The organism is Nodosilinea sp. FACHB-131 (assembly GCF_014695395.1).
GTDB lineage: Bacteria > Cyanobacteriota > Cyanobacteriia > Phormidesmidales > Phormidesmidaceae > Nodosilinea.
On the sequence record NZ_JACJOF010000012.1, the window covers coordinates 100,078 to 125,615 of the forward strand.

General features: G+C 56.9%; 24 protein-coding genes. 16 read left to right on the top strand and 8 right to left on the bottom strand.

Going from position 1 to position 25,538, the window contains the following annotated elements:
• Window positions 1-8 precede the first annotated feature (8 nt).
• Window positions 9-1,697 (bottom strand): DUF87 domain-containing protein, encoded by a 1,689-nt coding sequence (locus H6F75_RS07660; protein ID WP_190750813.1) that lies wholly within the window; start codon window positions 1,695-1,697, stop codon window positions 9-11.
• Between the two features lie 348 nt (window positions 1,698-2,045).
• On the opposite strand from H6F75_RS07660, the gene H6F75_RS07665 reads away from it, so the two are divergent.
• Window positions 2,046-3,395, top strand: a complete 1,350-nt coding sequence (locus H6F75_RS07665) for a HAMP domain-containing sensor histidine kinase (RefSeq protein ID WP_190750815.1) — start codon at window positions 2,046-2,048, stop codon at window positions 3,393-3,395.
• A gap of 91 nt (window positions 3,396-3,486) precedes the next feature.
• The gene (locus tag H6F75_RS07670) at window positions 3,487-4,050 is read left to right on the top strand and encodes an SRPBCC family protein (RefSeq protein ID WP_190750817.1); all 564 of its coding nucleotides are present in this window, start codon (window positions 3,487-3,489) and stop codon (window positions 4,048-4,050) included.
• Window positions 4,051-4,077: 27 nt separating this feature from the next.
• On the opposite strand, the gene H6F75_RS07675 is transcribed toward H6F75_RS07670, so the two are convergent.
• Together H6F75_RS07675 and H6F75_RS07680 are read right to left on the bottom strand one after the other, a co-directional pair.
• Window positions 4,078-4,740, bottom strand: coding sequence for a class I SAM-dependent methyltransferase (locus tag H6F75_RS07675; protein ID WP_190750819.1), 663 nt, complete (start codon window positions 4,738-4,740; stop codon window positions 4,078-4,080).
• Window positions 4,741-4,925: 185 nt separating this feature from the next.
• Window positions 4,926-5,510, bottom strand: a complete 585-nt coding sequence (locus H6F75_RS07680; RefSeq protein WP_190750821.1) for a DUF981 domain-containing protein — start codon at window positions 5,508-5,510, stop codon at window positions 4,926-4,928.
• Window positions 5,511-5,987: 477 nt separating this feature from the next.
• Here H6F75_RS07680 and H6F75_RS07685 point away from each other — a divergent pair, with 477 nt between their 5' ends.
• Window positions 5,988-7,487 carry a sodium:solute symporter family protein gene (locus tag H6F75_RS07685; protein ID WP_190750823.1) on the top strand — a complete coding sequence of 500 codons (1,500 nt, stop codon included), beginning with the start codon at window positions 5,988-5,990 and terminating at the stop codon, window positions 7,485-7,487.
• Between the two features lie 122 nt (window positions 7,488-7,609).
• On the opposite strand, the gene hisG is transcribed toward H6F75_RS07685, so the two are convergent.
• Both hisG and H6F75_RS07695 read right to left on the bottom strand, forming a co-directional pair.
• Window positions 7,610-8,257 carry an ATP phosphoribosyltransferase gene (hisG, locus tag H6F75_RS07690; RefSeq protein WP_190750825.1) on the bottom strand — a complete coding sequence of 216 codons (648 nt, stop codon included), beginning with the start codon at window positions 8,255-8,257 and terminating at the stop codon, window positions 7,610-7,612.
• A 99-nt stretch (window positions 8,258-8,356) separates the two neighbouring features.
• Window positions 8,357-9,592 (bottom strand): LL-diaminopimelate aminotransferase, encoded by a 1,236-nt coding sequence (locus tag H6F75_RS07695; RefSeq protein WP_190750827.1) that lies wholly within the window; start codon window positions 9,590-9,592, stop codon window positions 8,357-8,359.
• A gap of 223 nt (window positions 9,593-9,815) precedes the next feature.
• Between H6F75_RS07695 and purC the strand changes: the two genes are divergently transcribed.
• From purC to H6F75_RS07760, 13 genes are all read left to right on the top strand, one after another.
• Window positions 9,816-10,592, top strand: a complete 777-nt coding sequence (purC, locus tag H6F75_RS07700) for a phosphoribosylaminoimidazolesuccinocarboxamide synthase (RefSeq protein ID WP_190750829.1) — start codon at window positions 9,816-9,818, stop codon at window positions 10,590-10,592.
• A gap of 128 nt (window positions 10,593-10,720) precedes the next feature.
• Window positions 10,721-13,096: a BamA/TamA family outer membrane protein gene (locus tag H6F75_RS07705; protein ID WP_190750831.1), complete on the top strand. Its 2,376-nt coding sequence runs from the start codon at window positions 10,721-10,723 to the stop codon at window positions 13,094-13,096.
• 50 nt (window positions 13,097-13,146) lie between these two features.
• A complete protein-coding gene (gene lpxC / locus H6F75_RS07710; RefSeq protein ID WP_242019813.1) occupies window positions 13,147-14,007 on the top strand; it encodes a UDP-3-O-acyl-N-acetylglucosamine deacetylase in 861 nt (286 codons plus the stop codon).
• Between the two features lie 134 nt (window positions 14,008-14,141).
• On the top strand, window positions 14,142-14,609 hold the full coding sequence (fabZ, locus tag H6F75_RS07715; protein ID WP_347710625.1) for a 3-hydroxyacyl-ACP dehydratase FabZ: 468 nt from the start codon (window positions 14,142-14,144) through the stop codon (window positions 14,607-14,609).
• A gap of 48 nt (window positions 14,610-14,657) precedes the next feature.
• Window positions 14,658-15,482: an acyl-ACP--UDP-N-acetylglucosamine O-acyltransferase gene (gene lpxA, locus H6F75_RS07720; RefSeq protein ID WP_190750835.1), complete on the top strand. Its 825-nt coding sequence runs from the start codon at window positions 14,658-14,660 to the stop codon at window positions 15,480-15,482.
• A gap of 19 nt (window positions 15,483-15,501) precedes the next feature.
• Window positions 15,502-16,686 carry a lipid-A-disaccharide synthase gene (lpxB, locus tag H6F75_RS07725; RefSeq protein ID WP_190750836.1) on the top strand — a complete coding sequence of 395 codons (1,185 nt, stop codon included), beginning with the start codon at window positions 15,502-15,504 and terminating at the stop codon, window positions 16,684-16,686.
• Between the two features lie 135 nt (window positions 16,687-16,821).
• Entirely contained in the window at window positions 16,822-17,559 is a 738-nt protein-coding gene (locus tag H6F75_RS07730) for a MotA/TolQ/ExbB proton channel family protein (protein WP_190750838.1), read from the top strand.
• The gene (locus tag H6F75_RS07735; protein ID WP_190750841.1) at window positions 17,556-18,209 is read left to right on the top strand and encodes a biopolymer transporter ExbD; all 654 of its coding nucleotides are present in this window, start codon (window positions 17,556-17,558) and stop codon (window positions 18,207-18,209) included. The genes H6F75_RS07730 and H6F75_RS07735 overlap by 4 nt, the downstream gene beginning before the upstream one ends.
• Before the next feature lie 220 nt (window positions 18,210-18,429).
• The gene (locus tag H6F75_RS07740; RefSeq protein WP_190750843.1) at window positions 18,430-19,671 is read left to right on the top strand and encodes an ABC transporter substrate-binding protein; all 1,242 of its coding nucleotides are present in this window, start codon (window positions 18,430-18,432) and stop codon (window positions 19,669-19,671) included.
• Window positions 19,672-19,752: 81 nt separating this feature from the next.
• On the top strand, window positions 19,753-20,652 hold the full coding sequence (locus H6F75_RS07745) for a sugar ABC transporter permease (protein WP_347710622.1): 900 nt from the start codon (window positions 19,753-19,755) through the stop codon (window positions 20,650-20,652).
• A 73-nt stretch (window positions 20,653-20,725) separates the two neighbouring features.
• Window positions 20,726-21,610, top strand: coding sequence for a carbohydrate ABC transporter permease (locus H6F75_RS07750; protein ID WP_190750845.1), 885 nt, complete (start codon window positions 20,726-20,728; stop codon window positions 21,608-21,610).
• A gap of 151 nt (window positions 21,611-21,761) precedes the next feature.
• A complete protein-coding gene (locus tag H6F75_RS07755) occupies window positions 21,762-22,826 on the top strand; it encodes an ABC transporter ATP-binding protein (protein ID WP_190750847.1) in 1,065 nt (354 codons plus the stop codon).
• Between the two features lie 67 nt (window positions 22,827-22,893).
• Complete coding sequence (locus H6F75_RS07760) at window positions 22,894-23,538, top strand: ABC transporter permease (protein WP_190750849.1); 645 nt, start codon at window positions 22,894-22,896, stop codon at window positions 23,536-23,538.
• Window positions 23,539-23,741: 203 nt separating this feature from the next.
• On the opposite strand, the gene H6F75_RS07765 is transcribed toward H6F75_RS07760, so the two are convergent.
• The 3 genes from H6F75_RS07765 to H6F75_RS07775 form a co-directional block, all read right to left on the bottom strand.
• Window positions 23,742-24,122: a PIN domain-containing protein gene (locus tag H6F75_RS07765; protein ID WP_190750851.1), complete on the bottom strand. Its 381-nt coding sequence runs from the start codon at window positions 24,120-24,122 to the stop codon at window positions 23,742-23,744.
• 7 nt (window positions 24,123-24,129) lie between these two features.
• Window positions 24,130-24,390 carry a hypothetical protein gene (locus H6F75_RS07770; protein WP_190750853.1) on the bottom strand — a complete coding sequence of 87 codons (261 nt, stop codon included), beginning with the start codon at window positions 24,388-24,390 and terminating at the stop codon, window positions 24,130-24,132.
• Window positions 24,391-24,759: 369 nt separating this feature from the next.
• Complete coding sequence (locus H6F75_RS07775; RefSeq protein ID WP_190750855.1) at window positions 24,760-25,536, bottom strand: hypothetical protein; 777 nt, start codon at window positions 25,534-25,536, stop codon at window positions 24,760-24,762.
• Between the last annotated feature and the right edge of the window lie 2 nt (window positions 25,537-25,538).

Here is a 25,538-nt window from a genome sequence, read left to right on the forward strand (position 1 = left end):
GCTAATGGCTACTCAATACTCACACCGCTGAAGGTTTCGGCCTTTCTGCCGAGGTTAGCAGGCGCGGCTTTTTCTAGCTGGCGGGCCTGCTGACGGTGACTTTGAAAGTGGCTGAGCCAAGCTTCCGGGGCATTCATAGTTTCGCCGCCGTGCTTAGTCAACCGCTTGCGCACTTGGCAAAGCACTGGAGTGTTGACGCAGGCACCCGAGACAATTACTTGACCCTTGGTGAGAGAGGGCAACTCTTTGAGCAAATCGCGTCCAGCGGCTTCGACCCCGTACTTGAGGCTGTCCTGATCCACTGGGTTGACGATGCGCATGAGAAACTGACTCATGCACTGGCTCAGCACATCAGAGTCGAGCTTGCCGGGGCGTTGAGTAATTAAGCCTACCCCCATGCCAAACTTGCGACCCTCGCTAAGGATGGTGCGCAGCACCTGCTTGCAGCGGGCCGGCTCATTGGCTGGGGCAAAGCGGTGGGCCTCTTCGATCAAAATGAATACCGGGTAGGGCAGGTAGTTTTCGTCATCGGCAGAAATTTTATCCTTGGCGGTGTTGATGCGAGCCTGGTAGCTTTGGCGCAGTACGGCAGCGCAGATCACCTGCTGCTCTTCCTGGCTGATCTCGTTCATTTGCAGCACGGTGACTTGGCCGGGGGCGAACAGATCTTTTGGGGCCAAGTGCTCCATACGGTGAAAGTAGTCCGATCGCTCTAATTTACCCAGCTTCCACTCAAGGGCCGGGGCTGACGAGCCGGTTTTCTCATTGCCTTCGTCATCGGTAGTGCGGTCTGACTCGTAGCAGGCCGAGATTAGATCTTGCACATCCCAGCGGTGTTCGCCAAATTTGTGTTTGCCGAGCAGGCTAAAGGCTTTGTTGAGAATGGCCTGCTGGCGATCGCTCATATCGGGCAGCAGGGTGAGAATGTCGTAGTAGTCCAGCGACGACATGCGAATGCGAATGTCGTCGGGAGTAAGTAGCTTGACCTCGGGGCTGTAGCCATCGTCGCTGGCAAAGCTGGGATGGCCGCGCATGTCAGCCAGGGTGCCATACTCACCGTGGGGGTCAAAGATCAGCACCGCCGCCCGGTTGTATGGGCTGAGCAATTCTTCGATCAGTACGCCTGCCGTGTAGCTTTTGCCGGAGCCAGTGCCCGCCAAGATGGCCATGTGGGTGCTCACCAGCTCTTTCACATCCAGCGTTACTGGTACCCGCCCGCCAGGACGCAGTAACAGAGAGCCAATCTGAGCCGAGCCCACTTCTTGGGGCTGCTTTTTGTTGATGATCTGGCGCAGGCTTTCGTCGTCGGCTAGGGTGACCTTGGCGCCGGGATCGGGAGCGATGCGAGGGTTCATAAACCCTAGGGCGGGGTGAAAGTGACCCACCACATCAACGGTGACTTCGTAGATTTCAGGATTGGGATGGGCGAAGCCGACCAGAGCTGCGATCGCCTCAGGGTTAATATCTGGGTCAGCAAAGATGCGATCGGGCAGGTGGTCAATCAGACGGCGATCGGAGATTTTGCCCAGGATTTGGGCGCCGGGAATATCCGCTAGATCGACGGTGTAGTAGACAAACTCGCCGATTTTGACCTGACGGTTGTCGGCGGTAATGAACACGTACTGGTTGCCGTTTTCGCCGGGCCCCTTGACAGTGCCAATTACTGGAGAAGCCGAAGGTTGCTTTGACCGTGCCATAGGAACCCGCTAGGAAAGGAATTTTTGCCAGGGTAGCGCAAGTCTGAGCCATCCCCAGCGCTGACTTCATTAATACTAATGTCCTGCTGACGATTAGGGTAGAGGCAACGTCATCGGCCTGTGAAGAAGATGTAAAGCTGACCTCTGCGATGGTCGGGGACCAGCCTGCGGCGATCGCGGTGGAGATTGCGGATCTCACGGAGCGAAGGCGACCCAAACACTGGCGTATTCACGGATACCGCCATGCAGGCCAGTAGATAGGCTAGGGGTAGTCGAGGGTGAGGTCGGGTTAGCCTAGGCCCCGCCCCCGGCTCAGGAGGTCAGGAATACTTCGTTGAATGGTTGCCCATGGCTTCGGAAAATCCGACGGTTTTGTTCCAGGCTCGCCCTTCCGAGGGGTTAGCGCCTATCTCCCCTAGTCTTTGTGAAGGGCGTGAAACCTGGCCTCTGGTTCACGCCCTGGCTGCTACGCTCAACGAGCCCGACATCTTGCCGTCTTTAGCGGAGGTGCTGGGCACCCACTTAGGAGCAGGGGCTTGCCTGCTGCTCTGCCACTATCCTGACCAGGGATTGACCTACACCTGCTGGCGCCAGGGGGTAGCCCCGGCTAGCTACCAGCTTGGTGACGCGGCAAGCGGCTCGGCTTTAGATCGGCAGCGCCGCGTGGCCGTAGAACTTATTCAGCAAACCGTTGATCAAGCGGCAGGCAAGGCTCGGCTGTCTTGGCAGAAGGGGCTAGCAGGGCTGTTACGGAACGAAGGCGGGACACCTGCCTGGCTACGCACCATTGCGCACTGCACCGCTATTGCTGTGGATGGAGCGGGGTTTCAGGGAGCGATGCTACTGCTAGGGGCCGGGGGGCTGAGCGTGGAGCCCACCGCCCAGGCTAACTTGGCGAGCATAGGTGCGATCGCCTTCCACCAGCACTATCTTCAGGGGCAGGCCCAGCGCCATACCGAGCAGCTGCGCTACCTCAACTACCTCAAAGAAGATTTTCTTAGCACCCTCAACCACGAGCTACGCACCCCCCTCACCAGCATGATGCTGGCCATTCGCATGCTGCGCCGCCCCGATCTCACCCCTGAGCGCTCTGCTATGTATTTGGATATTTTGGAACAGCAGTGCACCCGCGAAATTAACCTGGTAAACGACCTGCTGATGTTGCAAACTCTGGAGTCTAAGCCCCCCGCAGAAGTGCGCCAATCCACAGATTTAGGGCAACTGCTCGCCGATTTGGCCAATCAGTACCAGGAACAGTTTCACCAGACTCAGCTAACGCTGGCACTCCAGCTACCGTCTAGGCCAGTATTGCTAGCCACCGATCCAGGACGGCTAACCAAAGTACTAGAAGAGCTGATCGGCAACGCCCGCAAGTACTCAACCCCCAACACGGTTGTGAACTTGGCCCTAGTCGACAATCGGGCTGAAAACGGCCGGGTCATCCTGCAAGTCAGTAATCTGGGGGCGGCCATTGAGACCGACGACTTACCCCACATTTTTGACAAGTTCCGGCGAGGCTCTAATGCCACCAAGGATGGCATTGCTGGCACCGGCACCGGCCTGGCCCTGGCCCGTGGGCTGGTGGAGCAGCTGGGGGGCACTATAAGGGTGTCAAGCCAGCCAATCGACGCCCAACACTGGCAAACCTGTTTTACCCTTGAGTTTGAACACTATGGCAAATCTATCCACAATTCATAGGAGCAACACCGTTCCAGCAAAATTTGCTGGTATTCTGGGCACAGGCGTGGTGGCTTGGCCAAACTGCACCGTTAAGGGCTGGTTTTAACCCATGACTGCAACAACCCCCGACACTAACTTTGAAGCGGCGCTTCTAGACGCTGAGGTTTCTGCTCAGGTAGCCGGTGTCACCATCCATACCGAAAAGCTACCGGGGCAACAGCGCCGCATTTTGGCCTCTACCCAGATTCCAGCCACGGCCGATCAGGTTTGGCAGGTGCTGACAGACTACAACAACCTGTCGAGCTTTATCCCAAACCTCTCCCACAGTCAGCGCTTGAGCCATCCCAATGGCGGCATTCGACTGGAGCAAATTGGTTCCCAGTGCTTTCTCAACATCAAGTTTTGCGCCCGTGTCGTGCTAGATATGGTTGAGACCTTCCCCAAGGAACTGCGCTTCACGATGGTGGAGGGCGATTTTCGCCAGTTCGAGGGGAAGTGGACCTTAGAACCCGTGAAGGATGCCGCTAACGAAGTGGTTTGCCTAGGCTATGACCTAGTGATTCGGCCTCCCCGTGCCATGCCTGTAGCGCTGATCGAACGGCACATTCGCAATGATTTGAGCCGCAACTTGCAAGCAATTAGCGATCGCACCCTCGTGCTGTTTGGTACCTAGTCCACAAGCTTGCAGTGCCGACTAAGGCTAGTTAGATACCAGCGGTTCCATCCGTTCGGCGACAACGGCATAGAAGGGGTCACCACCGGGCATGCCGAGCATTTGCAGAAAGGCAGGCACGCTGGGGGTGTGGGTCACCACCTCTGGGGTGCTAAAGCCGGGCACTGAGCCAAAATAGCCTTTGACCAAATTGACCCGACGGGTTTCGCTGCCGTCGCGCCAGGCGGCGATCGCTTTCTGGTAAAACATGCGATTTGAGAAGCTGACAATGGCGATGCCGCCCGGCTTGAGAATGCGGTACATCTCACCAAACACCACTTCAGGCTGCTGTAGATACTGCACCGACACCGTATTCAGCACTGCATCAAAGGATTGGTCTTCCAGGGGAAGCTTTGGATTCTCGTTGAGGTTTTGCACAAAATAGTGGTTGAGGCGGCGGTTTTTGGCCAGCTCTTCGGCATTCATGCCGTGGCCCTCAACCCACTCAAAGTCTACATCGGCGGGCAGGTGTGAGACCCAGCTGCTCATCATGTCGAAAATGCGGCTGTTAGGAGTCAACCGCTCACGGTAGAGGTTGGTGAGTTGCCGAATAAAGCCATCGTCTACGTGGGTGACGAAGCGGGGCGCATCGTAAAAAGCGGTGTCGCTAGACTCGTCGAGCTTAGTGCGCTGGTCGGGCTGAAGCAGCATGGCAATCGGGGGTTAAAGGCTTTCTTTGAGTGTAAACAAAGATTAAGCTCAGGGCCACACCGGTTTGTCCTGCGGTTGTTGTGGCTCTGGGCTGAAGGATTTTTGTTGAATTTCAGCGAGTGTTTCGCCCCGTTCCCCGTCGGGAGAATGGTCTGATTAGCTTGGGACTGGCGATCGCAAGTCCGTTAGGGCTCGCCCCGCATCACCGGCGGCTGCCAGTCGCTAAAGCCCTCTAGATGACCCCAGTAGCCACGGAAGCCCACGATCGCCCACACCAGCGCCGCCACCAGCAGGACTATAGCCCCCAGAATGCGCCAGCTTTTGTTGCCGCGCAGATATACCAGAGTAGGCGCGGCCAGCACCCCACCCAAGCCCGTCAAAATAAAGCCCAGCCCGGCTACCAATGGCTGTTGAGTTTGCCCCAGATTAATGATGCGTGCTCCGACCACCACCGAGGTGAGGCCCGCGAAGAAGGCGTAGACCGCCAGCGAGAGTAAGTCCCAGCCCTGGGCGATCGCGATCGCAGTAGCTAAATAAAGCCCCCCAAACAGCACTGTGGTTTCGCCAAAGGAAATGTTGAAGCTGCCCGGTACGGGCCAGGTCAAGACCATGTGCAGGCCGGTAACTAGGGCGATCGCCCCCACTAGCCCAAAACCCGGTATCCAGCGTTTGAGGTTGGCTCCATCTAGCCCGCGATAGACAAAGTCGGCCAGCAACACCAGCCCCGCAACCATGTTGATCAGCATGAGGGTGATGTAGTCGATAAACATGGCGCAGACTTAGAATGCAACGCTTTACATCCTACCGGGCATCAGCCTACCGAGAGTAGTGGGTTGAGCTGACGTTGGCTTGGCTAATAGCCGTTGGGATGAGACCACTCAAAAGTTAGGAAGACCTAATATTACCGTCCGCCAATCGTATTAGCTGATACGGCCCCACCCTGAGCCAATTGATACGTATAGAGGAATCCGATTTGCCCCTCGGCAGATTGACTGTCGATGTACCAAGCGCGGCGTGCAGTCCGCAAGGTATTTGTTTTCTTTGAGGGTTCTGACTGAGCTGAGGAAAGGTTTCCCCCGAAGCGCTAGGTGACTGATCTAAGAAGTGCAGCCGGGTACGACCTGGTTAACGGAGGAATAAAAGCCTGGGAAGAAAAATGTAGGCCGCCGGTGGTTTGCGTTTGCTCCCGGGCTTTTTAGTATCTGCCGCTCAACGATTATCAACAGTAGGCCAGGAGCTTAAACGGTATGGAACAGAGCGTTTTTTCCTACGGCATCATTACCTTTTTGCTGGGTACCCTCGGCATTGGGGTGTGGGCTTCGCAGCAAATTAAGGGCGATAGCGTTAACTTCTTGGTAGCCGGTCGAGGGTTAGCCCTGCCCTTGGCCGCCGCAACGCTGATGGCGCAATCGGTTGACTCTAATGCCACCCTAGGCAACACCGATTTATCGTCGTCCTTTGGCTTTTGGGCGGGGGCGGCGCTGCCCTTAGGGTTGGCCCTGTGTCTGTTGCTGACGGGTTTGTTTTTGGCCAAACCCATGAACCGCATGGGGCTGATTACTATTCCCGACTTCTACCGGGTTAAATATGGCCGCACTGTGGAGGTAACTGCTGCCTGCATTATGTCGGTGAGCTTTTCGTTTTTGCTGGCAGGCAACCTGGTGGCGGGCGGCTACATGTTTGAGAATTTTCTCGGCACCAGTTACGTTGGCGGCATCACTCTACTAGCGGCACTGGTGTTTGCCTATACGGTCTCCGGCGGGCTGTTTGCGGTAGCCTACACCGACTTTATTCAAATTATCATTGCGGCGGTTGGGGCCTGGGCCATGCTGGCTTTTGTGCTAGTCAATTTCGGCCTGACCGTTGATCCTGGCATGGGGCCAGGGGCGCTTGAGCAACTGACATCGCCCGCTGCCGGAGCAGCCGTTAACTGGGCCAGCATTATTGCTCTGGGGTTTGGCAATATGGTGGCGATCGACTTTATGGCCCGCATCTTTGCTGCCGATAGCCCCGAAACGGCTCAAAAAGCCTGCTTCGTTGCCTCAGTGGGCACCCTGGCGATCGGTATTCCCTTTTCGATTATTGCCCTGGGGGCCAACAGCATTCTTAGTCAGGCAGGGATTACGCCCGATGGCCCGGTACTGTACGCCATGCTTAAGGGTGTCGCGCCGCCGTTGCTGGGGCTGCTGGTGTTGGCGGCAATTTTGTCGGCCTCACTATCGACAGCAGACGGCGCTATCTTAGGAACCTCGTCGGTGTTGGCCCACAACGTTTTGGGCATTCGCCACGCCACGGCTCACGGGGCTGGGGGCGACAAGCTGCTGCTAATTACCCGACTGATGGCGGTGGTGATCACGGTGTTGGGGGTGGTGCTCGGTCTTAAGGTGCCTCAGACCGGGGTGCTGCTGCTGCTGGCCTTTGATATGAGCTTTGCCGGGCTGGTGGTGCCGCTGATTGGGGGGCTGTTTTGGGCTAAGGCGACCCGCCAGGGGGCGCTGGCCTGCATCGCGGTGGGTTCACTGTCGCGACTGCTGATGTTTTCGCTAATGCCGACGATGTTTGGGGTTGACAACACGCTGCTGTACTTCCCCAATGGCCTGTTTGCCGCCGATTTTGACGGCTTCCCTACGATGATTAGCCCGCTGTTGGGTCTGGTGGCCTTTGTGGCGGTGTCACGGCTGACCCACAAGCCGCTCACTGCGGAGCGCCAGCGGAATAAGGTATTGGAGGAGGTGCGATCGCTATAGGATTGTGTGCGATCGCCTATCAACCCTCGTCTTTGACCATTCCCTGTGTCATTACAAAAGCCCTCTGTCGATAAAGACAGAGGGCTTTGCTGTGCTTGAAACTAACCTATCCGGCAAGACTCCTACGCGGCCACCGCCTCTGCTTGGGTACGCACGCGATCGATTAAATCCTTCAGGCCGTAGGGGTTGACCCGATAGCTCAGCGGGTGAGCAATCAGTCGGGCCGTGCTGTGGTACAGCACCTCTAGCTCCATCAGGTTGTTTTCCTTGAGGGTTTTGCCGGTCGAAACTAGATCGACAATCGCTTCCGACATCCCCGTAATCGGTCCCAGCTCCACCGAGCCGTAGAGAGGCACAATTTCCACCGGCAAATCGAGGCTCTGAAAGTAGTCGCGGGCGCAGTTGACGTACTTAGAGGCTACCCGACTGTGGGCGGGCAGATCGAGAGCCGAGCGATAGGGACTGGTGGTTTTGACGGCCACCGACAGGCGGCAGCCGCCAAAGCTCAGGTCGGCCAAGTGAGCCACGGCGGGTTTTTTCTCGCGCAGCACATCGTAACCAACCATGCCGAGCTGGGCTTGGCCATACTCCACATACACCGGCACATCTTGGGCGCGCACCAGTAGCCCCGTAGCTTGGCCTGAGGCATCGGTAATTTGCAGCTGCCGGTTGGCGCCGTCGAGAAACAGACTAAAGTCGAGGCCAACGGCTTGTAGTAGGCGAATGCTGTCTTTGAGCATGCCGCCCTTGGGTAGCGCGATGGTGAGCATGGAAGTTTTCCTCAGCGGTGCTCTAAAGGAGGTTTGATCGGGTAAAAAAAGGCTATCTGGTGGGCATTGCCCACCCTACGGAAGCCTCATTGATTTGTCCTAGACTCGGAATTTTTCGGTGACGCGGCGCATGGCTTCGTTCACGTTGTCGCGGCTGTTGAAGGCCGAAATACGGAAGTAGCCTTCGCCTGCGGCCCCGAAGCCTGAACCGGGGGTGCCTACCACATGGCAGGTGTGCAGCAGTTTATCGAAAAAGTCCCAGCTGGTCAGCTCGTTGGGGGTTTTGACCCACACGTAGGGGGCGTTGACGCCACCGTAGACGGCAATGCCTGCGGCGGTGAGCTGCTCGCGAATGATGCGGGCGTTCTCCATATAAAAGTCGATTAGGGCTTTGGTCTGGGCTTGCCCTTCTGGTGAATAGACTGCCTCGGCCCCACGCTGCACGATGTAGGAAACGCCGTTGAACTTGGTGGCCTGGCGGCGATTCCACAGACCGTGGAGGGCCACTTCGGTGCCGTCAGCAGCTTTGCCCATCAGGGTTTTAGGGACTACCGTCAGGGCGCAGCGGGTACCGGTAAAGCCGGCATTCTTGGAAAAGGAGCGGAATTCAATGGCGCACTCCCTCGCTCCCTCAATTTCATAAATGGAGTGGGGAATGGTGGGGTCGGTGATAAACGCTTCATATGCAGCGTCGAAGAGAATAATCGAGCCGTGGGCGCGGGCGTAGTTGACCCAGGCTTGTAGGTGTTCTTTGGTGGCTACCGCCCCGGTGGGGTTGTTGGGGAAGCAGAGGTAGATCAGGTCTACTTTTTCGTGGGGAATGCTAGCGGTGAAGGCATTGGCGGCGCTGATCGGTAGGTAGGTGAGGCCGCCGTACTCGCCGTTTTCGTTGGCGGGGTCGGTATGGCCTGCCATTACGTTGGTGTCGACATAGACGGGGTAGACCGGGTCAGTGACGGCAATGGAGTTGTTGCTGCCGAAGATATCTAAGATGTTGCCGCAGTCGCACTTGGAGCCGTCGGAGATAAAAATTTCGCTGGCATCGATGTCGCAGCCCCGGCTTTGAAAGTCGTGCTGGGCAATTTTTTCGCGCAGCCAGAGGTAGCCCTGCTCGGGGCCGTAGCCGTGGAAGGAGGTGCGATCGCCCATATCTTCCACCGCTTTGACCATGGCGGTGCGGCAGGCTTCGGGTAGGGGCTCAGTCACATCGCCAATGCCCAGCTTAATAATCGGCGCGTCGGGGTTGGCCTTGGCAAAGGCGCTGACTCGGCGGGCAATTTCGGGGAACAGATAGCCCGCTTTAAGCTTGAGATAGTTGTCGTTGATGGTGGCCATGGAGCGTTGCGCGATGGTGACAGTTACTTAACTAAGGGTACAGCGCGACGGGAGGAGTAGGGGAGTGGATGGGTGGGGGGTGGATGGGTAAGGGAGTAGGAGGGTGGATGGGTAGGGGGTGGAACTAACATACATAGTCACTCTCACTAACCTCCACCCTCACACTCATTCACAAACCTCTTGGGGCGCTACTATGGGATGTCCCTGATACCGCCCTACGACCATGGCCTCTGGTGATACTTCTGGCGAAAACCCCTCTGGCGAAAACCCCTTCGGCGAAAAACTCTACGAAGGCAAGGCCAAAATTATCTACGCCACCGACGACCCGGCGGTGCTACTGACCTACTTTAAAGACGACGCCACCGCCTTTAATGCCCAAAAGAAGGGTCAGATTGTTGGCAAGGGACAGATCAACTGCGCTATCTCCACCTACCTGTTTCAGCAGCTTGAGGCAGCGGGCATTGTTACCCACTGGTTAGAAACAACGGGCGATCGCACCATGCGGGTCAAGGCTCTCCAAATCATCCCCATTGAGGTGGTGGTGCGCAATCTGGCAGCGGGCAGCCTGTGTAAGCAGACCGGTCTGCCCCTGGGTCAGCGCCTCGAGCCGCCGCTGGTGGAGTTCTATTATAAGAACGACGACATGGGGGACCCGCTGCTGACTAGCGATCGCATTCGCGCCATGGCGATCGCCAGTGAGGAACAGATCGCCACTCTGCGCCGTCTTGCCCTCAGCATCAATCAAATCCTGACGGATTTCTTCATGGGCTGCGCCATTACCCTGGTCGACTTCAAGCTGGAATTTGGCCTCGATCCTCAACAGCAGATTTTGCTGGGCGACGAAATTAGCCCTGACACCTGCCGTCTATGGGATCAAACCACTGATGACGAAACTCAACGGGTGCTCGACAAAGATCGCTTTCGGCAAGATCTAGGCCAGGTCGAAGCGGCTTACCAGCGTGTGCTAGAAAAGGTGGCGGCACAATCGGCCAAGAATTAGCACCATCAATGCGGTAGAATTTGTCCGATTGTGGGGGCAGTGGCCCGCCCAGGGCAGTTTTCCCTGGCTCTCAGCCCGGGAGAGGGTCCTTTGGTTGGTGTGTGGACGTGTTTAGCAGGTGTGTTTAGATGCGGGTTTCTCCTAATTATTTATTGGCCGTGTTGGCCACCTCTGGGCTGGTAGGGCTGATTGCAACCCCCGCCCAGGCCGATCCAACCGTCCCAGAATCGGTCGTGCAGGCAGCTTCCTCCGAAGCTGAACCCTCGGAGACCCTTGAACCAGGCTATAGCCAAAGTGCTGCTGCCCTAGCTGAGCCTGTTATAGGCACCTCCGATCCCGCCAACACCATCGACTTTGACCAGATTCAGCCCGACCTAGGTCCTAGCCCTGTGGCCGAGAACCTTCAGGGTGCGATCGACGGCTACCGCTCGGTTGAGAGTGAGACCGCTGCCGACGCTGCTACTGCCCTCTCGCCCACCACTAACTCGGAATCTAGTGTTGAACAGAGTACTCAGCTAGAGAGTGCTCAGTTGGCTCAAACTCCCAGCACCCAGCGCGAAATCACCCCCGAAGAGGCTCAGCGCATCCTAGACGGGGCCGTACAGCGCCGTAGTCAGCCTCAGCCAGACCCTGCGCAAGAGCAGACTGAGACACCTGAAGCCGCGCCCGCCGATGAGGCAGCCGATGAGCCTGCTGAAGAAACCCCTGAAGAACCGGCTGCCGAGGTTGAAGAGCCTCGAGTTCTAGTTGCCGAGGTTCAGGTTCAGCCCAATCAGGGCGAACTCGATCCGACCCTTGAGAACCTGATCTACAGCGTAATTGAAACCCAAGCCGGGCGTACAACTACCCGCACCCAGCTTCAGCAAGATATCAACAGCATTTTTGCTACCGGGTACTTCGCCGACGTCGATGCCCAACCCGAAGACACCGATTTGGGAGTGCGGGTCACCTTTCTAGTGCAGCCCAACCCGGTGCTCACCGACGTGCGGCTTGAGGGTAATGAGGTACTGCCCCAAACCATCGTCGACGACATCTTTGACGAACAAAAGGGTGAGATCATCAACCTGATTGACTTTCAGGAAGGAATCTTAGAGCTCAACCAGTGGTACCAAGATCAGGGCTACGTACTGGCTCAGGTAGTAGCAGCTCCCCAGGTTTCACCCGACGGGGTCGTCACCTTAGAGGTAGCAGAAGGGGTAATTGAAAGCATTGAGGTGCGTTATATCAACGACCTGGGTCAGGCCGTCGACGATGAGGGCAACCCAATCCGGGGACGAACTCGGCCTTTCATTATCACCCGCGAGTTTGAAACCGAGCCCGGCGAAGTTTTTAACCAATCCCGCATTGAACAAGACTTTCAGCGGGTGTTTGGTCTAGGAATTTTTGAGGATGTGGTGCCGGGGCTAGAACCCGCAGAAGACGACCCGCGCAAAGTTAAGCTGATCGTTAACGTGTCTGAGCGCAACACAGGTTCTGTAGCTGCTGGTCTAGGCTTTAACTTTACCGGCGATCTCTTCGGCACAGTCAGCTTCCGCCAAGACAACTTTGGCGGCAACAACCAAAAATTCAGCGCCGAGGCCCAGCTCAGCACCCGAGATATCCTATTTGATCTGTCCTTTACAGATCCTTGGATTGCGGGCGATCCCTTCCGGACTTCCTACACCGCCACGGCCTTTGCCCGCTCGGCCAACAACCTCAACTTCGAGGATGGCCCTAGACCAGTTAACTTAGCCAACGGCGATCAGGTGCGCATTCGCCGCTTGGGTACCGGCATTACCTTTAGCCGTCCCTTTGACAATGGCTGGACGGTAGCGGTTGGCACCCTATTTCAAAACGTGTCGGCTCGCGATGCTGATGGTAGGGTCAACGCTGTAGACGCCGAAGGCAGACCCCTGACGGCAAGCAGTCGTGGGGTTGATGACCTCTGGACATTCCCCGTCAGTGCTACTCTCGATCGCCGCAATGATGCCTTTAACCCCACCAGCGGCAGCGTTCTGCGGCTCAATAGCGAGCAGTCGGTGCCCCTAGGGCGGGGCAGTATCTTTATGAATCGGCTGCGGGGGAGCTACAGCTACTACATTCCCCTCAGGCTGCTAAATTTTGCCGAAGGACCCCAGGCCCTGGCCCTTAACTTTCAGGCGGGCACCATTGTTGGCGACTTACCGCCCTATGAGGCGTTTACTTTGGGCGGCACCAACTCCATTCGCGGCTACGACGAAGGCGAAGTGGGGAGTGGACGTAGCTATGCTCAGTTCACCGCCGAATATCGCTTTCCGCTGTTTTCGTTTTTGGGCGGTGCTTTATTCCTAGATGTTGGCAGTGACCTGGGCAGCGGTAATGCCGTACCCGGTGCCCCTGGTCCGGCGCGAGGTAAGCCCGGCAGCGGCATTGGCTATGGAGCTGGGGTGCGGGTCTCGACTCCCCTGGGTCCCCTGCGGGTTGACTACGGCTTTAATAATCAGGGCGAGGGCCGCATCCACTTCGGGTTTGGGGAGCGCTTTTAATGGTGCAAACAGGGATTGACTCCAATCAATTGACTCAGGCGAACTGGGGCATGGCCACCGGGCAAACCACGTTAGCTACTGTGGTAGACCGGCAGGGAATAGGACTCCATTCGGGCGTGGCGACCACGGTTACGCTGAGGCCAGCGGCACCAGGTCAAGGGCGTTTCTTTGTCCGTACCGATCTGCCGGGCCAGCCCTCGGTGGCCGCTAGCCTCGCTGCGGTAAACCCAACTGTGCTATCGACAGAGCTTCTCCAAGGGGAGGCTTCAGTACGCACGGTCGAGCACCTCTTGGCGGCCCTAGTCGCATTGGGCATTGACAATGTTCGCATTGACATTACTGGACCAGAGGTGCCTTTGCTGGATGGGTCAGCCTCAGGCTGGGTAGACGCGATTCGCCAGGCGGGGCGGCAAGAGCTTGAAGCTCTCCGCACCGTAGCGCATTTAGAACAGCCGGTGACCATTCACCATGGGGATGCCTTCGTCGCCGCCTTTCCGGCTCCGGTGACACGGTTTACCTACGGCATTGACTTTGAGGTGGCGGCCATTGGCAATCAGTGGTTTAGCTGGTCGCCCAGTGCCGACCCCTTTGGTCCTGAAGGGTTTGCTACCACCGTTGCCCCGGCCCGCACCTTTGGTCTGGCCCACCAGATCGAGCAGCTGCGCGCCAGCGGTTTGATTCAAGGGGGTAGCCTTGACAACGCTCTGGTGTGCGGGGAAAAGGGCTGGCTGAATCCACCCCTGCGGTTTGAGAACGAACCTGCTCGCCACAAAATGCTGGATCTGATTGGCGATCTTAGCCTGTTGGGCAGTTTGCCTATGGCCCATATTGTGGCCTATAAAGCGAGCCATCGTCTCCACGGTGAGTTAGCGGCGGCGCTGGTGCCGGCCCTCGTTTATGGCACCCTCTAGTGGCAAAATCAATCTAGGCATATTTGCCTGCTGCACCTTACCGTATTGACTCCCCTATTGTGATTGACGCAACTGCATCGAGCCCCCTGACTACTGCCTTAGACGGCGTTGAAGCCGCTGAAGCGGCGGAACCGATAGCGGCTCCCAAGTCTAGCTATAGCGCTGAAGAGATCCATGCCCTGCTGCCCCACCGCTATCCCTTCGCCCTAGTCGATCGCATCATCGACTATGTTCCAGCCAAGCACGCCATTGGCATCAAAAACGTCACGTTCAACGAGCCTCACTTTCAAGGGCATTTTCCGGGGCACCCAATTATGCCAGGGGTGTTGATTGTTGAGGCCATGGCCCAAGTGGGGGGCATTGTGCTAATGCAGATTCCGGGAGTGCAGGGGTTGTGCGTGTTTGCCGGCATCGACAAGGTGCGGTTTCGTCGCCCCGTAGTGCCTGGGGATCAGCTGGTGATGACCGTAGAACTGTTGGCGATGAAGCGGCTGCGATTTGGCAAAATGCGCGGTCGGGCTGAGGTTGACGGGCAACTGGTCTGCGAAGGCGATCTGATGTTCTCTGTGGTGGAGTCGGCAACAACTCCCGAGGAGAAATAGGAAAAACATGTGTCTATGTTGCAATCTCTGGGTTTTGGAGGCGGGCCGTTGACTACCCTGATTCATCCCACAGCAGTGGTTCACGAGGGCGCCCAGGTGCACCCTAGCGTCAAGATCGGCCCCTATGCGGTGATTGGTGAGCAGGTGAGCATTGGCCCTGGCACCGAAATTGGTGCTCACGCAATCATTGATGGCGAAACGACGATTGGGTCCCAAAATCGAATTTTTCCGGGGGCAGCCATTGGTCTTGAGTCGCAGGATCTCAAGTACGACGGCTCGATGAGTCGGGTGGTGATTGGCGACAACAACCTGATTCGGGAGTATGTCACCATTAACCGGGCCACCGATGCCGGGGCAGTGACTCTGGTGGGCAGCAACTGTCTGCTGATGGCCTACTCCCACGTGGCTCACAACTGTGTGGTTGAGGACCACGTTATTCTGGCCAACTCAGTGGCGCTGGCGGGCCACGTGTACGTGGAGTCGGGCGCGCGCATCAGCGGCATGGTAGGTGTTCACCAGTTTGTGCGCGTTGGGCGGCTGGTGATGATCGGCGGGCTGAGCCGCATCGATCGCGATGTGCCTCCCTTTACGCTGGTCAACGGCAATCCGGCCGAAGTGCGAGGGCTCAATCAAATTGGCTTGCAGCGAGCGGGCCTCACCGCTGACCCCCAAGCCTATCGTGAACTGAAGCAGGCCTATCGGCTGGTCTATCGCTCAGGCGTATCGCTCAGTGAGGCGGTGAGCAAGCTCAATCAGGATGAGTCTAACGGCTTAGTACGCCACTTTAGCGAGTTTTTGCGAGCCGCCCTGCAGCCCGATCGCCGCGGATTGACCCCCGGTCGCCGTCGGAGCAAGCACGGCGATGATGAGTAATTGGGGAGCAGCATAGGGCATGGCTGATCCCACTCGGCGACGGATTTTTATCAGCACCGGCGAGGTGTCGGGCGATTTGCAGGGAGCGCTATTAATTGAGGCGCTGGTGCAGCGGGCGCGCGATCGCCACCTCACCCTAGACATCACGGCCTTGGGCGGACCCCGCATGGCCAAGGCGGGGGCTACCCTAGTGGGTGAAACCACGGGCATTGGCTCGGTGGGTATTTTTGAGGCGCTGCCCTACCTCATGCCGACCCTGCGCCTCCAGAAGGTGGCTAAGGCGGCGCTCGATGCCCAGCCGCCCGATATTGCCGTGCTGATCGACTACATGAACCCCAACCTGGTAATGGGCAACTACGTCAAAACCCACCATCCCCAGGTGCCGGTGATTTACTACATCGCCCCGCAGCAGTGGGTGTGGGCCTTTTCTGAAAAAGACACCCGCAATTTGGTGCAGTGCAGCGATCGCATGCTGGCTATTTTTAAGGCCGAAGCAGACTACTATCAGGGCTTTGGGGCCGCTACCACCTGGGTCGGCCATCCCCTGGTCGATCGCTATCCCGGCCCCGCTGACCAGGCTGCCGCCCGCCAGCAATTGGGCTTACCCTTAGATACCCCGGTGGTGACGCTGCTGCCCGCCTCCCGGCAGCAAGAGGTGAAGTACCTGATGCCGGTGCTGCTTAAGGCGGCGCAGATTATTCAGGCCCAGTGCCCCGAAGTCACTTTCTTGCTGCCGGTGTCAATTCCGGCATTGCAGGCCAGTTTTGAGCAGGGGCTAGCTGCCCACGGGTTAAATGGTCGAGTGATAGGCGAGGGTAGCCAGGGGGCGATCGCCGCTGCCGATGTCGCCATCACCAAGTCGGGCACCGCCAACCTAGAAATTGCCCTGATGGACGTGCCCCAGGTGGTGGCCTACCGCATTCACCCCCTAAGTGCCCGCATTGCCCACTACCTGCTGAAATTTGACGTGCCCTACGTGTCGCCGGTCAACCTGGTGGTGAACCAGCCCGTCGTGCCCGAGTTTTTGCAGTGGCAGGCTACCCCCGAGGCGATCGCCGCTGCGGCCCTAGAGCTGCTGCACAGCGAAACCGCTCGCCAGACCATGCGGGCGGGCTACGCCAAAATGCGCGAAGAGCTAGGGCCGCCCGGCGTTTGCCAGCGCACTGCAGATTTGATCTTAGATGCCCTGCCCGAGATGTCGTAATAGGACGTCCCCGATATGAATCAACCTGAAACAGTTGAAGCGTCCCCAAAGTCACTACAATTGTTATGCTTTGCCGGAAAGAGGTCGCTCTGTCTAGTCTGACAGCCCGGCCCGGTGGTGACAGGAGGATCTTTAGTGAACATACCTGAGCTATTTGCCCGTGGCGGTCCTGCCATGTGGCCGCTGCTCCTACTTTCAATCTTGGCTGTGGGCACCATTTTGGAGCGCATCTGGTTTTGGTCGCGCATCTTGACCCGCGAACGCGAGGTGTCTGGGCGGGTCCTAGAGGCCGCCCGGCGCGATTGGGCCGCGGCTGCCGATATCGCCTATCGCTCTGCGGCATTGCCCATGGGGCGGTTTTTGTCGGCCCCCCTCAGGCTGCAATCCCCCGATCCAGAGGTGTTTCGCCTGGCCTTAGAAACCTCGGCCAACGAAGAACTGCTGGCTATGAGCCGGGGCGAAAAAATTCTTGAGGCCGTTGCTACCCTGTCCCCTTTACTGGGCTTGCTGGGTACCGTGCTGGGCTTGATCAACTCCCTAAGTTCTATTCAAATTACTGATCTGGGCAGCGGGGATGCCACCGCAGGTACCTCGTTGGGTATCAGTGAGGCGCTGATTAGCACCGCCACCGGCCTGATTATTGCTATTACTGCCCTGGCCTTTTATCGGTTGTTTCAGGGGTTTGTGTTTGGCCAAGCCAAAATGTTTCGCCAGGCGGGTAGCGAGCTAGAGCTGCTTTACCGGCAAAGTTGGGCCCATCTCCATGGGGTGTCGCCCATGCCGGTGCCGGTACCGGTGCCCGCAGACGCTCTGGTTGAGCCAAATGCCTCTGTGCTCGATGCTACGCCATCTGCGGAGAACCCCTCGCTATGAAAATAGATCTGCTCGATAATCCCTCTAGGGATGTGCATATAGAAATTGTGCCGCTGATCGACGTAATTTTCTGCATTCTGACGTTCTTCATTTTGGCGGCGGTGGGTCTGACTCGGCAGCAGGCCATCGACCTGGACTTGCCTACGGCCCAAACGGGGCAACCTCTGCCCGGACAGGTCGGTCAGGGGGCCGATCGCCTCTACGTTAGCATCGACGGCTTTGGCCAGGTGTATCTGGACCAGCAGCCCGTGCCCATTGAGCTACTCAGAGATGTGCTGGGTCAGTTTAACCAGGTCAACCCTGGTGGGCTGATTGTGCTCTATGCCGCCCGCGATGCGCGCTACGAAGATGTGGTCGTGGTGCTTGACGAGCTGCGGGCAGTCGGGGGCGATCGCGTTGCCCTTGCCACGCTGCCCGCCGATACTACCTTGGGACCAGAGGAGGCCGCTCCCGGCGGTGATCCAACTCAGCTCCCGGAAGGATTTCCTCAAGAGACTCCTGAGGGTCAGCTACCGCCTGGTTTTGGTCAACCCGGCAGCCAGCCCCAATCGCCGTCCTCGCCACTGTTTCCCAGTGAACCGGCCTCGCCGCTACAGGAACCGGCCTCGCCGTTACAGCCTGCGCCTACGCCTAGCCCAGCCCGACCATAGCTCATATCCAAAATCTCCCCCTGGGTAGAGGCTGGGTTGCTAGCATTCCTGTTTTATAAGGTGACCTGGGTTAGCCATATTTGAACTCTAAGCTTCGGCTTTGTATCAGCTGAACAGTTGATTGGGTAGCCCGGGAACGTTCGATTCTCGGGCTTTAATTTTGCGTGAATACCGATTCCCTTTCCTGAGGCGCAGTTGGGTGCGTCTCAGCAGGTTTTTATTGGCGTTGGTTGCGATCGCCGCCACGGTGCTGGTTGGTGCTCATGTCTGGTCGCAGCAGCCGGTCACCATCTCCTTTCTGCTGCGAGCTGTTGAAGCCGATCAAATGCAGGGCTTGGCCGAGCAGTTCATGGCCGAAAACCCCGATATTCGTATTGAGATGGTGCGCGGCCCCAACGCTGCCGATGCGGTCGAAAACCTCTACACCACGTCCTTTTTGCTGGGCGACTCCCCCTACGACATTCTTTTTTCAGATGTTGTTTGGATTCCCAAATTTGCTGCTGCCGGGTGGCTATTAGATCTCTCCGATCGCGTCAGTGAAGCCGATCTGGCCGACTTTTTGCCGGCTGACGTGGCCGCTGGCCTTTATCAGGGTGGCCTCTACCGCATGCCGTTTCGCTCTGACATGGGCATGCTTTACTACCGCACCGATCTGCTCGATCAGGTCGGTTTAGCACCCCCCGAAACCTTTGCCGATCTAATTACTGCTGCCGAGGCCATTCAAGCGCAGACCGACGTGGACTGGGGATTTACCTGGCAAGGCTTGCAGTATGAGGGCCTAGTCACCAACTTTGTCGAAATCATCGCTGGCTACGGTGGTTTTTGGATCGACCCGACCACCCTGGAAGTGGGCTTAGATCAGCCCGCTGGGGTTCAGGCGGTTGAATTTATGAAGGGCCTGATTGACCAACGCATTTCTCCCCCCGGTGTGACCAACTACATCGAGGAAGATTCTCTCCGTCAGTTCCAGAACGGCAATGTGGCCTTTCTGCGGAACTGGCCCTATGCCTGGGCCGAGGCCAACCGCGACGGCACTCCGGTCGCCGGCAAAATTGCCCTCAAGCCCATGGTGCATGCCGCCGGCCAGCAGCCCGCCGCCTGCCTAGGGGGCTGGGGCTTTGGAATTTCGTCTACCACTCCCCACCCTGAGGAAGCCTGGCGGGTGGTGGAATTTTTCACCAGCCCCGGCCCGCTGAAGGATTTCATCACCGAATTTGCCTACGTGCCTAGCCGTCGCGCCCTGTTTACCGATCCAGATGTGCTGGCGACGTTTCCTCACTATGAGCAGCTGTTAAAGGTGGCAGAAACAGCGGTGCCTCGCCCTCCCGTGGGTCAATACGCCCAGGTTTCAGACATTCTGCAGCGCTACTTGAGCGCTGCTATCAGTGATCAAATGACGGCTGAGGACGCTATGCGAGCCGCTGCGGGTGAGAGTCGGCGGGTGTTGGGGGTAGACGGGTAGAGGTGGATGGGTGGATGGGTAGGGGGTGGATGGGTGGATGGGTAGACGAGTGGATGGGTGTATGAGTATGGGAGAGGAATTGTGAGTAAGGACTATATTCGGCAGCGGGAACAGCGGACCGGGTGGCTGTTGATGTTGCCAGCGCTGCTGGTGTTGCTGCTGGTGTATGCCTTTCCGATTTTGCGGGCCTTTTGGCTAAGCTTTTTTACCGAAAACCTGAGCACCAACCTAGAGCCGGTGTTTAGCGGCCTAGACAACTACGAGTTGATGGTGGGAGATGGTCGTTTCTGGCAGAGCATGCGGAATACGGCTGTGTTCACCCTGTTCACGCTGGTCTTTGAGCTGGGGCTGGGATTGATCATTGCCCTGACACTCGATCAGGCCTTTCGCGGTCGGGGCTTGGCGCGGACGATCGCCATTCTGCCCTGGGCGCTGCCCACCGCCCTAATTGCCCTGGCCTGGCGCTGGATTTTTAATACCGAGTTTGGTGTCTGGAACGACATGCTGATGCGCTTGCATCTAATCGGCAACCCGGTGAACTGGTTGGGAGAACCCTTTTGGGCCATGGTGGCAGTGATCGCTGCCGATGTTTGGAAGACGACATCCTTTGTGGCGATTTTGCTGCTGGCGGGACTTCAGTCGATTTCTCAGGATCTGTACGAGGCTCACGCTTTAGACGGAGCTAGCCCCTGGCAAAGCTTTCGACAGATTACGCTGCCGCTGATCGCGCCGCAGATTGTAATTGCCATGCTGTTTCGCTTTGCCCAGTCCTTTGGCATTTTCGACCTAATTCAGGTGATGACCGGCGGCGGCCCCGGCGGGGCCACCGAAACGGTATCGATCTACATCTACGCCGCCGTCATGCGCTATTTAGACTTTGGCTACGGGGCCGCCCTCGTAACCGTGACATTTCTAGTGCTGGTGGCGGTTGTGGCTGTGAGCTGGCTATACATCTCTCGCCTACGAGCCAAGACCGAGTAACTTTGGTCAATTTCTCCTAGGAGCAGACACATTGGTCTGCTCTACCCATCCACCCCCCACCCATCCACCCCCCATGACCACCGTCCCTCAAACCGCCGCCTCTCCCCAAACCCCCGATCGCGGTATCCCCTGGGGGCGAGTACTGCTGTGGCTGGCGATCGCATTTACCGTCATCTTTAGCCTCGCCCCGGTGCTGTGGCAGGTGCTGACATCCTTCAAGACCAATGCGGCCATCACCCAGGCCCCAGTCGTCTACCTGCCGGGGTTCGACCAGCTCACCTTGACTCACTATGTGGACCTGTTTCGGCTCAATCAGTTCCACGTCTATATGTTGAACAGCGCGCTGGTGGCGATTGTCTCGACAGTGCTGTGTTTGGCGCTGGGTTCCCCAGCGGCCTACGCCCTAGCCCGCCTGCGGATTCCGGGTGAGCAGGCGATCTTGGCGATCGTGCTGGTGGTGACTCTATTCCCTTACATTCTGCTGTTCTTGGGGCTGCTCGAACTCGTGCGGGCCTTTGGCCTGGCCAATAATTACCTGGCGCTGATCGTTCCCTACACCGCTATCAACCTGCCCCTGACGATTTTGGTCATGCGCAGCTTTTTTCAGCAGCTGCCCAAAGACCTGGAAGACTCGGCCCGTGTGGATGGCTACAACACCGTGCAAATGCTCTGGCGCATCGTGCTGCCCATGACCCTGCCCGCCCTGGTCACCACCGGCATTCTGGCCTTCATCTTTGCCTGGAATGAGTACCTGTTTGCCCTCACCTTTATGACCCGCGAGAGCATGAAAACCATCCCCGTCGCCGCCGCCCAGCTTGGTGGCACCACTCTGTTTGAAGTGCCCTACGGCCCCTTGGCCGCCGCTACAGTGGTCGGCACCCTACCCCTGGTTTTGCTAGTGCTGTTCTTCCAACGTCGCATTGTGCAAGGGCTCACGTCTGGCTCTGTTAAGGGGTAGATGGGTGGATGGGTAGATGGGTAGGCGGGTAAGCGAGTAGGCGGGTTAGACGAGCCCAAAAACTCCAACCCCTCAACCTTCCCATCCACTCTCCCACCCATCCACCCTCCTACCCTCCCACCCTCCCACCCATCCACCTACCTCTACGATCATGGCTAAACTCGAACTCCAAAACCTCACCAAAGCCTACAGCCGCGACATTGTGCCGGTAAAGCAGCTCAATTTGGTGGTGGAAGACAACGAGTTTTTGACCCTAGTGGGGCCGTCGGGCTGTGGTAAATCCACTATTCTTAGGCTGATTGCGGGGTTGGATCAGCCCACGGAGGGGCGGGTGATGATTGGCGATCGCGATGTTAGCCGACTGCCGCCGGGCGATCGCAACATCGCCATGGTCTTTCAGAGCTATGCTCTCTACCCTCACATGACGGTGCGCGAGAATGTAGCTTCGGGGCTGAAGCTGCGTCATCTGCCGGTGGGCGACATTCAAAAGCGGGTGCAGGAAGTCTCTGGGGTACTGGGCCTTGACCCGCTGCTCGATCGCAAACCCGCTAAGCTCTCGGGTGGCCAACGCCAGCGAGTGGCTTTGGCCCGCGCTCTGGTGCGCAACCCCGATGTGTTTTTGCTCGACGAACCCCTGAGTAACCTCGATGCTCTGCTGCGCGAGCAGGTGCGGGCCGACCTCAAGCAGATTTTTGCCGACCAAAAATCGCCCATTGTCTACGTCACCCACGATCAGACCGAGGCCATGACCCTCTCGACTAAGGTCGCGGTGCTCAACAACGGCTATCTGCAACAGCTGGGCCACCCCCACGACATCTACAAAACCCCCGCCAATCGGTTTGTCGCCAGCTTTATCGGCAGCCCCCAGATGAACCTGATTACCCTCAGCCGCACCGGAAACACTGTGGCCCTGGGCGATTTCAGCATACCGCTGCCTATTGGCATCCAGGCTGCCTCTGTGGTGCTGGGCATTCGCCCCGAGCATCTGCGGCTACCTCGCGAGGGCGATATGCACACCGTCAGCGGGCAGGTATTTTTGGTAGAAAATCTGGGCATGCACGACCTGGTGAGCCTGCGGGTGCAGGGCGATCCGACCCTTACTCTGCGGGCGCTGCTGCCCGCCGATGCCGCCTGGAGCAAGGAAAATTTGCAATTGGCGTTGCCGCCCGAGTCGATCCACTGGTTCGACGACGAGACTGAGCAGCGCCTTGGGTGATGTTTTGTGGAACTTTCCTGGTCACACACTCGGGGTAAGGTAGGGGCAGTGATGCCCTAGTGTCCCTATGCTGCAAAACGCCTATCAATACGCGCTGGATAACAGCGATCGTATTCTCACCGCCCTGCAACAGCACCTGCTGCTGGTGGCGGTGCCCCTGGCGATTGGGCTACTGGTGGGGCTGCCGCTGGGGTTGTGGAGTGCGCGATCGCGCCTGATCTCCACGGTCATGCTCAACAGCTTTAATGCCCTGCGGGTGATTCCTAGCCTGGCGGTGCTGTTTTTGGCGGTGCCCGTGCTGGGGTTGAGCTTTTGGTCGGCGGTGCTGGCCCTGACGTTACTGGTGATGCCGCCCATTTTGATCAGCACCGACGTGGCCTTTCGCAATATCAGCCCCGCTATTCGCGAGGCAGCGACGGGCATGGGAATGCCCCCGGTTGACATTCTCAAAACGGTCGAAGTTCCCCTGGCGCTGCCGGTGGTGATTGCGGGCATCAAAACCGCCACGGTGGAGGTGATCGCTAGCGCTACGCTGGCGGCGTTTGTGGGAGCGGGTGGGTTGGGTGCGTTTATTGTGCTGGGGTTTGCCGCCTACGACCCGGCGATTTTGCTGGTGGGGGCGGTGCCGGTGGCGCTGCTGGCGCTGTTGGCGGAGGTGGGGTTGAGCGCGGTGCAGCGGGCCGCGCAGCCGCCGGGGGTGCGATCGGCATAGGGTTAACTTGGCATTATGAATTCAGCAGGCATAGGTGGGTTTTGCCTATTAGTCACACAACCAGACATGCAGCAATGCATAACAAGTCCAGCTATCAGTATTGATGGAATTTCTACGTAACGGTGAAGTTGTGCGGCGGCAAGTAACCTTGAACTCTCACCGATAAACTTTGTACCGTCCGCACCAACGAGGTGTTGTGCGGCTTAGCGACTGTAAGGCTGCTCAATTCTCAAGCCGGAGATGACTTGGTAGTGCTTCACGTTGAAAGTGCAGAGGGTTGCGCTACGACCAACGGCACAAGCCGCAATCAAGGCATCAATTAGACCAACCTTGTGAGATAAATGATATGTCGTAAAGTCAGATAGAGCACGGGAACAGTCGGTTTCAGTAGGCCAAACAATAGCTAACGGTGCTATAAGCTGTAGGACTTTACGCACCTGTTGCTTGTTCTGAGCATCCTGAATCAATTCCATTGCCACAAAGCCGGGAATGCTTGGCAGTTCTGGAATAGAGGCAAACCAAGTCACTGCTGGCCCGTACCCCCGCTGAATATCGATCATGACATCGGTATCGACTATATACACTCGCTACCTATGCCCGCTCACGGTGTTCGGCTTGGTCGCGCAACTGACGGGCGTGCTCCTGACTGTCAGCAATATCGGGCCGAGAGTTGATCACCCCAACGCTCTCCCAGTAGGCAACAAGGTCTAGCCCTGTTTTGGGAGGGTTTTGCAGAAAAGGGCGAAAGGAGAGAACACGAAGAATATACTCTGACAGAGGCAATTTAAGCTGGGAAGCCTCAGCAGAAAGCTCATTCTCTAGCTCTAATGGTAAATCCAAAGAGATAGTCATAACACTCAGCTCCCGTATAGCTTGCGTTTGGTAGACAACGCCATGATTCTTCTCGGCACAACTCTGGCAGATGCCATCATTATGCATCCAACCACGGGGGTTCCGCTCCCCACACTCCTGGCAAATTTGAAGATATTGCTTGTTTTGCAGAATTGCTTGAATTCTAAAGTCTACTTCCTGAGGTGAGGAGGTTTTTGGGAGTATAGAGGCTACTGTCCAACTAGATATGGTTCATGAGGGTGTGGCCAGGATATACCGCGAACAAGGAGCTGAATTTCATCATTTTCTTGTTTGACTTGTCTGAATTCAGAAATAATTTCTTTATCGTTCATGATCTAGACTGCGATTATTAATGCTAGGTCAAACTCGTCAGATACTTTTAGGTAGAACCTTTGAGATCTCAGAACTCCAGTATGCCAGCTTGTTTTTGTAGGTAGGAGATTGATTCATCAACTTTTTCCAAGTCCCATTGGCAGCGCCACTAGGGTGAGGAAAATTCAAATGCTGAATATTGAGATCTAATTCCTTGACGCTATTCGCTGACTCCTTCCCCCAGGTTACTAGAGCAATGGGACTCATAGCCAGAATTTCTAATTTCAAATTACTTATGAATTTTTCTTGATCTATCCTCGGTAGTTTTACACCGTAGTAAGGGCGATTCGGATCACAAACCCAGACTTTGTAGACATCTGTCAAATATACTCTATAGCCCAAGGTCAACAGGGCAACGATCATTTCAAAGTAAAGCTTTGTACGCCCAAGAATTTCACGAGAACCTTTGTGATGCAAACCATAAGGGGTGCCAAGGCTTATTTGTTCAGAATCTTGATCACTCTTGGAATCTTGACCAAGTATAACAATTGTAGGTTTATCGTTTATTCCATTATCCAACTCAAAGAGACTTGGCAAGTCTATGGCAATTGAAGGAGATATTTCATATATCTTTTGAAAATTTTGATGCTGGCTCTTAAAGAAATCTCGCCTGACAAAATGAGACGGCCATCCATTTTTACCGAAATCGTTAATTATTTCTTGGTAGAGCAGTTCTAGCTCTGAGCTTGTTGTATCGAAAATATTGCACAGCAGTCTAGATATCGAATCAAATTCTTGAGCCTTAAATTTTGAGAAAATCAGATTCTCAATCATTC